At 49.7% G+C, this 12,746-nt stretch carries 11 protein-coding genes; 4 read left to right on the top strand and 7 right to left on the bottom strand.

The window, feature by feature from the left end:
- Window positions 1–178: 178 nt before the first annotated feature.
- Window positions 179–2,917, bottom strand: a complete 2,739-nt coding sequence (gene polA, locus ACJJIY_RS05605) for a DNA polymerase I (protein WP_445359240.1) — start codon at window positions 2,915–2,917, stop codon at window positions 179–181.
- 334 nt (window positions 2,918–3,251) lie between these two features.
- On the opposite strand from polA, the gene ACJJIY_RS05600 reads away from it, so the two are divergent.
- Complete coding sequence (locus tag ACJJIY_RS05600) at window positions 3,252–3,545, top strand: hypothetical protein (protein WP_444918683.1); 294 nt, start codon at window positions 3,252–3,254, stop codon at window positions 3,543–3,545.
- Between the two features lie 55 nt (window positions 3,546–3,600).
- Here ACJJIY_RS05600 and ACJJIY_RS05595 read toward each other — a convergent pair whose 3' ends face one another.
- Complete coding sequence (locus ACJJIY_RS05595; protein ID WP_444934565.1) at window positions 3,601–4,503, bottom strand: metal ABC transporter substrate-binding protein; 903 nt, start codon at window positions 4,501–4,503, stop codon at window positions 3,601–3,603.
- A 121-nt stretch (window positions 4,504–4,624) separates the two neighbouring features.
- Here ACJJIY_RS05595 and znuC point away from each other — a divergent pair, with 121 nt between their 5' ends.
- The 3 genes from znuC (at window position 4,625) to ACJJIY_RS05580 (ending at window position 9,059) form a co-directional block, all read left to right on the top strand.
- Window positions 4,625–5,416 (top strand): zinc ABC transporter ATP-binding protein ZnuC, encoded by a 792-nt coding sequence (gene znuC / locus ACJJIY_RS05590; protein WP_445359651.1) that lies wholly within the window; start codon window positions 4,625–4,627, stop codon window positions 5,414–5,416.
- Window positions 5,417–6,217, top strand: a complete 801-nt coding sequence (locus ACJJIY_RS05585; protein ID WP_445359239.1) for an iron chelate uptake ABC transporter family permease subunit — start codon at window positions 5,417–5,419, stop codon at window positions 6,215–6,217.
- A 202-nt stretch (window positions 6,218–6,419) separates the two neighbouring features.
- Window positions 6,420–9,059, top strand: a complete 2,640-nt coding sequence (locus ACJJIY_RS05580) for a TonB-dependent receptor (protein ID WP_445359238.1) — start codon at window positions 6,420–6,422, stop codon at window positions 9,057–9,059.
- 86 nt (window positions 9,060–9,145) lie between these two features.
- Here the strand turns inward: ACJJIY_RS05580 and ACJJIY_RS05575 are convergent, their stop codons facing one another.
- The 5 genes from ACJJIY_RS05575 to ACJJIY_RS05555 form a co-directional block, all read right to left on the bottom strand.
- On the bottom strand, window positions 9,146–9,316 hold the full coding sequence (locus tag ACJJIY_RS05575) for a hypothetical protein (RefSeq protein ID WP_444906760.1): 171 nt from the start codon (window positions 9,314–9,316) through the stop codon (window positions 9,146–9,148).
- Window positions 9,317–9,510: 194 nt separating this feature from the next.
- Window positions 9,511–9,747, bottom strand: coding sequence for a hypothetical protein (locus ACJJIY_RS05570; RefSeq protein ID WP_444906761.1), 237 nt, complete (start codon window positions 9,745–9,747; stop codon window positions 9,511–9,513).
- 85 nt (window positions 9,748–9,832) lie between these two features.
- Window positions 9,833–11,029, bottom strand: a complete 1,197-nt coding sequence (locus ACJJIY_RS05565) for a dipeptidase (RefSeq protein WP_445359237.1) — start codon at window positions 11,027–11,029, stop codon at window positions 9,833–9,835.
- A gap of 197 nt (window positions 11,030–11,226) precedes the next feature.
- Window positions 11,227–11,805, bottom strand: a complete 579-nt coding sequence (locus ACJJIY_RS05560; RefSeq protein WP_445359236.1) for a CPBP family intramembrane glutamic endopeptidase — start codon at window positions 11,803–11,805, stop codon at window positions 11,227–11,229.
- 269 nt (window positions 11,806–12,074) lie between these two features.
- Window positions 12,075–12,743 carry an SCO family protein gene (locus tag ACJJIY_RS05555; protein WP_445359235.1) on the bottom strand — a complete coding sequence of 223 codons (669 nt, stop codon included), beginning with the start codon at window positions 12,741–12,743 and terminating at the stop codon, window positions 12,075–12,077.
- Window positions 12,744–12,746: the final 3 nt, after the last annotated feature.

Below are 12,746 nucleotides of genomic sequence, written 5' to 3'. Positions count from 1 at the left end.
ATCTTGCCTTTTTAGAGGGGCTGTCGCCGGAACAGTTCCACGGAATTTCAAAAAGATTGTAAAAACGCCTAACAAAACACAAAAATTGGCATTTTATTCATCCGTACCAACAAGGACGCGCCAAATCATTCCGGACAGCGCGCCTACCCTCAATTCTTAGATGGTTTCTTCAGTCAAATTAGTGCGCCTGATCCCAATCTCGGCCCTGCCCCAGATCCACAATCAGGGGAACGTGGAGTTCTGCCGCGCCTTGCATCAATTCAACAATGCCATCGGCCACAATTTCGACCTCATCCTTGGGTACTTCAAGAACCAATTCATCGTGTACTTGCATAATCATCCGGGTCGCCAGCTTCTTCTCCCTGAGCCAGTTATCCACAGCGATCATGGCCCGCTTGATAATATCGGCGGCAGTACCCTGCATTGGCGCATTAATTGCGGTCCGCTCTGCTGCTTGGCGCTGCATGCCATTGCGTGAGTTAATTTCCGGCAGATAGAGACGGCGTCCAAACAGGGTTTCCACATAGCCCTTTTCTGCGGCCTGTGCACGGGTATCTTCCATATAGCGCAATACACCCGGGTAGCGCTCAAAGTAACGGTCGATATAAGTTTGGGCGTCAGCCCGGGGGATATCCAATTGCTTGGCCAGGCCAAAAGCCGACATGCCGTAAATCAAACCAAAGTTGATCGCTTTGGCCCGCCGGCGCTGCTCATCAGTCACCTCATCCTGAGCCACTTCAAAGACTTCTGCCGCCGTCGCGCGGTGAATATCTGCGCCTTGAGCAAATGCATCCACCAAACCTTTGTCCCCAGACAGGTGAGCCATAATACGCAGCTCAATTTGGGAGTAGTCCGCAGCGATGATCTCACTGCCACCATTGATTCTTGGGTCAACGGTGAAGGCCCGACGAATACGGCGCCCCTCCTCTGTACGAATAGGAATATTCTGCAAGTTAGGGTCACTGGAGGATAGGCGCCCGGTAGCAGCTACTGCCTGGTGATAAGAGGTATGTACACGACCGCTACCCGGGTCGATCATTTTTGGCAGTTTATCGGTGTACGTATTCTTCAGTTTGGCCAGGCCGCGATACTGCATTATCAGTGCGGGCAGCTCGTGGTTGTGGGCCAATTCCTGCAATACCGCCTCAGCGGTAGAGGGCGCACCTTTGGGGGTCTTCTTGATCACTGGAATCTGCAGCTTTTCAAACAGGATCGCCCCCAGCTGCTTGGTGGAGCCCAGATTGAACTCTTCGCCGGCTACTTCGTAAGCCTGCTGTTCCAGCTCTCGCATTCGCTGCTCAAGTTCAGCACTCTGCTCCGCCAACATCTTGGCATCGATATAAGCACCATTACGCTCCATACGGGCCAGAACTGGTAGCAGAGGCATCTCAATTTCATCGAGTACCTTTACCAGAGTTGGCTCTCGCTCAAGACGCGCACTCAACTCATTGTGGAGACGCAGGGTGATATCTGCATCTTCAGCCGCATAGGGGCCCGCTTTGTCCAGCTCGATCTGGTTAAACGTCAGCTGTTTGGCGCCTTTACCGGCAATATCCTCGAAGTGAACCGTGTTCTCCCCCAAGTACTTGAGTGCGAGACTGCCCATATCGTGACGGCTGCCAGTGCTGTCCAGAACATAGGACTCCAACATGGTATCCCGTGCGATGCCGCGCAATTCAATATCGTAGTTGGCCAGGATATGACTGTCGTACTTCAGGTTCTGCCCCACCTTCTTCTGCTGTGGATCTTCCAGCAGGGGTTTGAGTTTGGCCAGTACTTCGTCAAACGGCAGTTGCTCTGGTGCACCCATATAGTCGTGGGCCAGGGGAACATAGGCTGCACGATAGGGCTCCACCGCGAAGGACACCCCCACTAATTTTGCCTGCATATAGCTGAGGCTGGTGGTTTCCGTGTCGAAGGCAAAGATGTCTGAACTCTTCAGTTGTTCCAGCCAGGCATCGAACTCCGCCATTTCTGTGACGATGACGTAATCGCGCTCAACGGCTTCCGCCATGGCTTCTTCAGCCTCTTCACTGGTTAGCTCTTCTAACCAGCCACGAAATTCATTCTGCGTGAATAGCTCAACGAGAGCCTCTGTATTGGGCTCTGAATTGTGCAGTTCCTGGGGGTGATAAGGCATCTCCACGTCGGTTTTGATAGTGGCGAGCTTATAGGAGAGTTCTGCCGCCTCGCGGTGCTCCGCCATCTTTTTGCCGAGGGTTTTTGAGCCACGGAACCCCAGCGGTGCAATGGCATCCAGGTCGGAATAAATGGTCTCCAAGCCTCCCAGATTCTGTAACAGTGCCAGAGCGGTTTTCTCGCCCACACCAGGAACTCCGGGGATATTGTCTGATTTATCTCCCATCAGGGCGAGAAAATCGATAATCAGTTCTGGACCTACGCCAAATTTCTTAGTCACGCCCTCGCTGTCCATTTCGGTATTGGACATGGTGTTAACCAAGGTAACGCCCGGACGCACCAGCTGCGCCATGTCTTTATCGCCGGTGGAGATTATGACTTGCTGCCCCTGGCTCTGGGCCTCCAGCGCCAGGGTGCCGATCACATCATCAGCTTCAACACCGTCGACCACCAAGCGCGGCAATCCCATAGCGTCGATGATGTCGTGAATGGGCTGAATCTGCTCACGCAGGTCATCCGGCATAGGAGGGCGATGGGATTTGTATTCAGCAAACATCTCATCGCGAAAAGTCTTGCCCTTGGCATCAAAAACAACCACTACAGGACTGCCTGGATGCTCCTTGAGGTGGCGGCGCAGCATACTAATCACACCGCGCACCGCACCAGTAGGCTTACCCTGGCTGGTGGTCAATGGCGGCAGCGCATGAAAAGCGCGATAAAGGTAGGAGGAACCATCCACCAAAATCAACGGGGCGGCTGAGGTGTTTTGTTTACTCATAGACGATGAATTCTTGCTTGCTTAGTTTGGCGTTCAGGACGCGCGGCAGGCCGATAGGATAACGCCCTTCGCTCTGTTTTTCCGCTTACTGATTCTTTCCCGCCAGACACCGTAGGCAACCTCTGCACAAAAGCCCACTCGACTTACCCCGCCGATTAAAACTATCGGCGCATCAATCTCACCAAATCCCCAGGCTTGGCTAGTCTTGCCGGTAGCGACCTTATGCGTTCGCTACTCCCCGGAAATCAAATTGTCACAGGCTGCCCCCAGGCAGTCAGGGATCTTTTATTTCCAAAAAACTGTGCCACCCGATGTTGAAGGAAGGATTCGAAAGATGAGAGGAGTGATGCGCGCCACCCTGTTGTTTGCCGCAAGTATCTTTGCCATTTCGGCAAGTGCCGGCTCGGATTGCAGTGGAGAGCATACCGCTGAAGCCGAGGCGACTGATGAAACACACTCACAGCAGTCTGAGGTAGAAGGCCATGAATTAATACTCAGGCAAGCTATCCGTGAAAGAGAGAATGATTTGCTGGAGAGACAAAAACAGCAGCTGGAGAAACTGCAAAAACAAGCGGAAAGAGATGCTGCCCGGGTAGAGAAACTACAGCAAATAACCAATCGTTCCTAGAAGCCACCCTACCAGGTCCCGCCCCCTCCCTGGGTAGGCGGGATACTTGGTGCCCTCAAGGAGCCTCTGATTTATCCTTGTTGCGGTCGGGAACCTGACTCAAGCAAGTGCGGGCTTGAGACAAGAGGGACTCTATCAATTCCCTGTAATCAGCATTTTCACTCAACTGATCTCCCAGCAGATCCAAAGCGGCGTAACGCAGCCCCAAATTTTCTGCCAACTGTTGATCTCGTTCATTAGCCGGCATATCTCCAAATAGACAGCCGTCGCCAATCTGTGACAAATCCAGCATTGCCTTGGCACCATAGCCCCCGCCACTGCCATCGCCCAGGGCATGGGTTTTCACTCCTGCGGAACCAAAAAAGTGACCATAGGCATCGTGCGTAACAACGATGGGAACTTCACGATACCCGTACAAGGCCCGATCGAGTACTTTCTGCAAGTTGGCCATCGAACTGGAAAACTGCCGTGCACGCCCCATAAACAATTCCGCCTGCTGCGGCTGTAATTGCGCCAGGCGCTCAGCGATCTGCGCCGCAGCTATTGCCGCATTGCGGGGACGCAACCAGAGGTGGGGGTCGGTAGCACTGGCTCCCTCATATTCAAGGGTCTCTATATCCAGCAGCTGCATTTGCCGGCCCGCTGGTAACAGTGCTGCCTGTTTTGCCAACACCCCCTCCATTTGCGGTCCCAACCACACCAATAGTAAGGCGCGCTCAAGTGCAGCTCGATCGGAAACCGTAGGGGCATAATGGTGAGGATCTGCTCCCTCAACTAGCACCCGAACAGGAATATCCTCACCGGTTATTTCCCGGGCGATCAGGGCTAAAGGGCGCACGCTGACGACCAGCTCTCCACCACTGTCGGATTCCGGTTTGCTACAAGCCGGGAGAAAGAGCCCGAATAGAAGCACCGTGGAGATTGTAAAAAGACGTTTGAAGGGATACATCAGAGACATTAGGCGGCGAAAAATTGCGATATAATCACAACCAGCGCCAAGCTGCCAGCCTGGTTGTCCATATCCGGTAAAGAAGGTATGGAAGCAAACATCTTAAAGACTTCCCTGCGGAGATTGAATTCTGAATCCACCCCAGCCGCTTATCACAGCTGACAATATCGCCCTTCAGGTGGGCGGCAGGCAGTTACTTAAAGATATTACAGTCGAATTGTCCCAGGGGGAGATTGTCACCTTAATTGGCCCAAATGGAGCCGGTAAAACCACTCTCCTGCGCCTTCTGCTTGGGCTCAGCCAGCCGACCCAGGGCCGCGTGTGGCGACAAACTGGGTTGCGTATTGGCTATATGCCCCAGCGGCTTCATATCGATAGCTCAATGCCCATGTCAGTTGAACGCTTCTTGCAACTTGGCCATCCGGCCATGAAGCCCGAGCAAGCGCAGTCGGCATTGGACAGGGTGGGCGCAGGGCAGCTTAGTGGCGCCTCTCTGGCAAATCTATCCGGTGGAGAAATGCAGCGGGTCTTACTCGCTCGTGCCGCATCGCGCAAACCTCAGCTGCTTGTCCTTGATGAACCCACGCAGGGAGTCGATATCGGTGGTCAAAGTGAGTTGTACCAGTTAATTGCCACTCTGCGCGACGAGCTCGGCTGCGGTGTGTTACTGGTTTCCCACGACCTTCATTTAGTTATGGCTGCAACCGACCGGGTCCTTTGTTTGAACCAGCATATCTGCTGTCACGGACACCCGGAGCAAGTAAGCCGCCACCCTGCCTATCTGGAATTATTTGGGGACAAGGTCGCCCCCTATACCCACCAACATAACCACCAACATAAATTAAGTGGAGATATTGCGCCCGCAAGCAGCTGCAATCATCAACACTCTCATACAAATACAAAAAACAAAGAGCAAAAATAAGTGGTCGATTTCGGCGAATTACTGCACAGCCAATTTCTCTGGTACGCCCTCGCCGCCGGCCTTATGGTCGCTGTTGTCAGCGGCCCTTTGGGCTGCTTCGCCGTGTGGAGACGCATGGCCTATTTCGGCGACACCCTGGCTCACTCAGCCCTTCTCGGAGTGACGCTGGGTTTTGTACTTCAGATTATGCCAACGGTGGCCGTCGGTATTACTTGCTGTGTACTGGCACTGCTGCTGATGTATTTACAGCAGCGCCAAAAGCTCGCTGTAGATACGCTGCTGGGCATATTGTCCCACTCCATGCTGGCACTGGGGATTGTCACCGTCAGCTTCTTCAAGATTAAGGTGGATCTCTTATCTCTGTTGCTGGGAGATTTACTCGCGGTCAGTGGCCAGGATCTGGTACTAATGGCCATTGCCGCCGCCACAATCCTGGGACTGCTTTATTTCCTGTGGGAACAGTTACTGGCTTTCACCCTGCACGAGGAATTAGCTTCAGTGGAAGGTGTCCCCATTGAGCGATTGCGGATCGCTCTGATATTGATGCTGGCAATACTGATCGCGATCGCAATGAAAGTTGTCGGGGTTCTGTTAATTACCGCCCTGCTGATTATTCCCGCAGCTACCGCGCGAAAACTGTCGCACACTCCGGAGCGTATGGCGGTGCTGGCCTCATTGCTGGGATGCTTAGCGGTAGTACTCGGCCTTCTTGCCTCTATCCTGTGGAATACACCGGCGGGCCCGTCCATTGTTCTGGCCGCAGCACTGTTCTTTCTCACTTCACAACTGCGTGCCAGCTGAAGGTAGCCGCAGGTTAATCTCATCCTAATTTCTTATTTTATTTCGTTATTTGTCGCACATTGTCGCTTAAATCTACCTATTGGTGAGATGCCCGTCACCGTTTATCGCAATAAGCTGATGGTTAGCCGCTAGCTAATTGTGTCAATTTTCCGTCGTTGCTAGTGTTGCCCGACGACCAGCCGTATTAGGCCGGTCACCAATAATGACAAAAAAATGGACGCACAACGATATGGAAAAGTTCTCTCTTCGTCGCAAGGTATTAACTACAGCCATAGTGGCGGCAACCGCTGCCACTAGCCCACAAACACTCTTTGCCGCCGAGGATCAGGCGATGGAAGAAGTAGCCGTTGTGGGCTCCCGTATTAGTCGCAACGCTGAATTTGAAACAGCTACCCCGATCCAGGTAATGGATCGCGATGCCATCGAAAAGTCCGGCTACACGAACTTGCAGCAGCTTTTTGAGAAAAACCCCGCTGCAGGTAATGGCACCTTCTCAACCCGGGGTAACAACCAGGACTCTACCGCAAACGGAGCTGCCGCTGTGAGCCTGCGCGGTATGGGTGCTGACGCCACTCTAGTACTAGTAAATGGTCGCCGGGTGGCTATCAGCGCATTTGCCGAGAGCATTACTACCAACTTTGTGGATATCAACAGTGTGCCCCTTGCGGCGATTGAGCGGGTCGAAGTCCTAAAGGATGGCGCCTCCGCAATTTACGGTTCCGATGCCGTTGCCGGTGTGGTCAATCTGGTGTTACGTAGAGACTTTGAAGGTACTGAGGTATCCGTAGATTACGGTGGTGCCGATGGCTATGACGAGCAATCCATGTCCGCCGTCTGGGGCATCAATGGGGATGACTCAAACCTGACTGTTATTTTTGACCACCATAAAAACAGCCGCCTATCCAGCACCGAACGCAGTGGTTTGGATACCGCTAACCAATCCAGCCGTGGCGGTATGGACTTCCGCTCCTCCAGGGGCTATCCCGGTAGCTTTAATGTGGGCGGTACCTTTGTTTCCGACCCCAACTGTCCCGAAGAGCGCGATACCGGTGAAGTTTGTGTCTATGATTACGGCCCCTGGACTTTGATCACACCCGAAGCCGAGCGCACTGGCCTATTAATGCTTGGCCATACCCAGTTGGCCGAAAACGTTGAGTTCTTTAGCGAGGTCGCTGTTCAGCACAATACCTCCGTAGCCCAGGGTGCACCTACCCCCCTCGATGGCGACGCGGGTCTCTATGTACTGGCAGATCATCCCAATAACCCATTCGGCGAAGATGTGGATATTTACCGCTATCGTACCGTGGATGCAGGCGCCCGCCAGTGGGATATCGAAACCGATAACTTGCGCGGTGTCTTCGGCCTGCGCGGCTCTGTCGCCGACTGGGACTGGGAGGCCTCGGTGCAGCGCTCCCGCAGTGAAACCACCCAGACCGGTGATCGCTCCCAGGGTTGGGTGCGTACGGACCTGCTACAAGAGCAGATTAATGCCGGTAACTACAACCCCTTTGGCGGGGTTCAAAATCCGGACTCGGTGATTGATGCCATCACCACCAGCCTGGTCCGCCAAGGCAAGTCTGACCTGACCAGCTATAACTTCTCAGTTAATGGAGATTTAGTCGATACCGCCAGTGGCACCATTGCCATGGCTGCAGGCCTGGAATATCGGGAGGAGAAAGCCTCCGACATCCCTGATGACCAGTTCCAGCGCGGTTTGATCTTCGGTACCGAATCCGTATCCGCCAGTGCCAGCCGGGATATCTCCTCAGCTTATGTGGAAGTTGCTATCCCCCTCCCTGCCAGGTTCGATCTAACTGTGGCCGCCCGTTACGATGATTACAGCGACTTTGGCAGCACCACCAATCCAATGGCAAATCTGCTGTGGACAGTAACCGACCAGCTATCCTTCCGAACCTCTTGGGGTACCGGCTTCCGCGCGCCTTCACTGGCACAGGTCGGCTTAGGCCCATCGCAGGAGTCCCTGTTCTTCGCTGATACCTATGGCTGTGAAGTTAACGATGCCTACTGTGCAAAGACCGACTACACCATTGTCTTCTCCGGCAACCCGGATCTGGATGCAGAGGAGTCAGAATCCTTCAACATCGGCGCTGTTTACGAGCCCATAGAAGACCTGCGACTGTCTCTGGATTATTGGAATATCACCCAGGAAGGTAAGATTGACGAGGTCCCCTTCGGCTATATCTACAGTCTCTATTGCTGGGATCAAGACAGCACCGTGTGCCGCCGCGATACCCCGATTGATGGTGAAACCCTTGGCGCCCTGCAATCTATCGACAGCAGCTTCACCAATATTGGTGAACAGGACGTATCGGGCGTCGACCTAAGTATTGTCTACAGCGGATTTGAGCTAGTGGGCGGAGAGCTTGGCCTGCGCCTGGATTACTCTTACCTGGCAGAATTTGAGCGTGTTGAACTGAACTCCAGCGGCGACGCATTTATCACTCGCGACCTGGCCGGTGAATACGAGTATCCACAACACCGTTGGAACGCTACCGCTGACTGGACCTTTGACACCTTCGGATTTAGTGCCGGGCTCAGCTACATTGGTGAGTTCGAGGATACTCCGGATATCGATTTCGACGGGACACTCGACTATGACAGCAATAACTCCCGCACCGTAGACTCTTTCCTGACCATGAATATGCAGGCCCGTTATACCGGCTTCGAGAATATGGTGTTGAGCCTGGGTGCGGATAATGTCTTCGATGAAGAACCGCCCTTCGCTATCGGGGATGGCGACGGAGACCTCTATGGTTATGTACAGTCACAACACGATCCCCGTGGTCGCTTTATCTACGGCAAGATGACTTATAGCTTCTAAGTTTTTTGTAAACCATAAAAATTACAAAGGGGAAGCATCAGGCTTCCCCTTTGTATTTCCTAACTAAGAGTAGTTAAGGACGACAATCATTTTTCTACGCCATTCTTCCGCACTCTTATTGCTGCCGACTCCAAAGAAATACGCTGTTTAGTCAATTCTTGCCCTGCCTTTCGAAACTCACGAATGCCCAGTAGAATTCCTATTAACTCAAAAAGCGAAACCGCCACTCCAATCAATAACAGATAAATTTCAGGCACAACTATCTCCTGCGAGCTAGCAAAGCCGTCACTTTGAAATAGATGCCCAGTGTCAGAATAGTGGGAACCCAAAGTGCGGTAAAAATTCCTTGCTCCTTATAACCGCTAAACCACAAACTCGCGGATAATATCAAAGAGATTAAAACTGCCAGTAAGATAAAGAAATCTGATACTTTGAGCACGCACCATATCCTCTAATCTTCATCAAATTCCCAGAATCCAATTGCCGCCATCAGCAAACCAAAAACTGTAATACCAGCTGGAATCCGCATCCACAATACGCCAAAAACGTCCAGCATTGAGGGAATAAATGAAAGAAATCCTAAAATTCCCCATAAAAAGAAAATACCGGCAATCGACAATCCAGTCCAACCCACTATCAATCGTACTTTCTTAGATCGAAAATAACCGGCCAAAAGTATTTTCTGCATTAATAATACAAAACAAACGGGCTTTGCCCGTTTGAACATTATTGACAGAATAGTGCAGCCTCAGCTGGTTAGAGGAGTGTGAGTCTCATCCTTTATTGCGCTTGGCGTAGTCTTCATTAGCTTGCCAAACTCTAACTAAATTTCCGCCTAGAATTTTTTTAATGTCCTGCTTGCTATACCCACGCTTTAGCAGGCCTTCAACCAAATTAGGATATTGAGAGACGTCTTTTAAGCCGACGGGCAAGCTATCTCCGACACCGTCAAAATCCGATCCAATGCCTATATGATCCACTCCCACTAAATCACGAATATGGTCGAAATGATCAAGAACATCTTCCAAATCTGCATAAATGAACTTCTCAGCTGAAAGCTTATCGGAGTACTCCTCAACTTCCTTACTATCTTTGGGTAAACCCTTTTCTTTAACAAATTTCTCAACCTGATCAGTTATTTCACGATATGAATTCAGTGAATCACCACTAATAAAAGTAGAGCCAAAATTCACCATGATGATACCGCCGTTGTCAGCCAACGCCTTTATCATTTCATCATTCATATTTCGTTCAAATCCCGGCGTAAAATGCCTTGCCGAAGAGTGTGAAGCGATAACAGGAACAGCGGATAAATCAACAACTTGCCAAAAAGCTGCATCTGATACGTGGGAAATATCGATCATTACTCCCATCCGATTCATCTCTCGTACCAAGCGCTTTCCGAATGCACTCAAGCCTTCCCAGGGCCTGTTTTTATCATACGAGGAATCAGAGATATGATTGCTCTTTGAGTGGGCTAAGGTAATGTACCTCACCCCTCTATCAGAGAAATACTTTAAATTGGCAAGATCCCCCTCAATAGGAGCCCCGTTCTCTATACCCAAAGGTAAGGAAATTAAGCCGGCATCGACTTGCTTTTGTAGATCATTTATTGACTTAGGTATTGCAAACTTATCCGGGTGCTGTTTGACCATTGCTTCCACTTTATCAATCAAAGTATCTGCATACGATTTGGCAATACCCTCATCCTCCTTTTCTGCTGGGACATAAATAGACATAAAGGGGGCATTTAGTCCACCTGCTTTAGCTCGTGGGTAATCAAAGTCTCCCTTATCCGTGCTAAGTCCAACATCTTCTTCAGCTTGTTCGAGACGATAGGGAACATCTACATGTCCATCAACAATCAAATACTCTTGAACCAGCTCTTGAGCTAGATCTTTACCTTCAACTGCAAATACAGGGTTGCAAGTTAGTGCACATAATGTCCCAACTAAAAAATAATTTTTCAAATGACAATCTCCCTATTTATATGAATATATCTATAAAATTTACCGTAGATGGTGTTCATCTAGAACCACATTTCTTAAATACATTACTTTGATTTGTTAATCTACAAAGATTAAATCGTTGTCTTTCTTATAACTGCAGATTGGCTGAATCTTAGGGGTAACAATAAAACAATGATCCAAAGCAGATGATATATGGCCTAGCCGGGTAACGGGTAAGGCAACAAGAGCATATGCATAAGATTTACCCCCCAATGCGTCATTACGCATATCCAAAAATTCTGCCGCAATGTCCAAATTAATGCATAACTGATTGAGGCGACTATCAATAATAGAACTGCGGAGATATCTGTTGACCACCCTCCATGTAGAAGCACAAACACCGTAGCTACAACTGGTACGGATAACCAGCGCCAGCGCCCTAATAGTTCTTCGGTACCCCGCTGTAATATCCACCGGAAGAACCCCTCTTCAGAAATGCAAACAATTACCAAGTTTATCATTACCGCAACGGCGATAGTGCCAGTAAATTTTATCGAAGGCGTATATAGGAGTAGACCCAATACAACGGGAGTAAATATAGCCAATAAAAGATAGGGTAAGTCCGTAAAACGGAAGGTCTGCTTCATGCGCAACATAAAAGCCAATAAGGCAATAGCAATAACTGCTTTACCGCTGTTTATGCTGGCATAGATAAGATTACCACTTGCATCTGTATAGGCTGGCAATACCTGGATATGTTCACTACCGGGAAGCAAATTTAACCCCGATACCAGCATTAAAACTGCTACAGAAAGAAAAGACAGCGCTCTCGGCCAACTGCTAGTAGACTCTATTGCTTGCAGGAAAATCCAGATTAAAGGGGCTATAAGCCCACTCCAGCCAAAAGGAATTATACAAAGTGATAGCAAGATAGGTGCAGCCCAAGGACTCACCATACCAGATGGTGTCTGATCTCCTCTTCTCCTTAAAGCAGCAACTTCATTTTGCATCGATTGGCCCAGAATTAATATCTTATTTGATAACAATAGCTCATGCGATTCCTTCACTATCCTTTAAAGGTTGCTCGTATTGAACGATAGGTCAACTTCATTTTCGCAGGATCTAGAGGTGCCTTAAAAAAGGCGTGATAATGTCCTCTAGGATTAATTAATACAACTTGAGATCCATGATCGATAGTATAACCGCCCTCAGCAAGAGAAACTTTATTAAAAGGTACATTTAGCTGAGTGGCAAATTTCTTCAGCTTAAAAAAATCACCGGTAATACCACGAAATTCAGAATTAAAATAACGGACATATTGCCCCAACTGCTCCGGCTTGTCCCTACTTGGGTCAACCGAGACGAGTACTATGTCTGTAGATGCTCTGGTACTTTCGTCTAAAGTTTTATAAAAATTATTAAGTGTAGATAGAGTTGTTGGACAGATATCTGGACAGTGGGTAAACCCAAAAAATACCAGAGTCCACTTACCTTGAAAGTCTTTAGTATAGAAATCTCTACTGTCATCAGACAATAATTGTATATCTTCTATGATTCTTGGTCTCTGCAGTTTTACAGTGCCATTAATTCTAAGTTCCTCATCAGTAATAATACGAGGCTGTCCGAGCTTATGTATAAACCCAGCAAGCACAGCAAGAATCAATACTAGAAGAACAATAACGGTAATTCTAATTCCACGTTTCTGTTTATCGATGGCAGAATATTGATTTTCCACTTT

The sequence above is a fragment of the Microbulbifer maximicatervae (SeqCode) genome (assembly GCF_052468155.1).
Note: the sequence above shows the minus strand (reverse complement) of the source record. Positions and strands in the feature narration are given on the sequence as shown.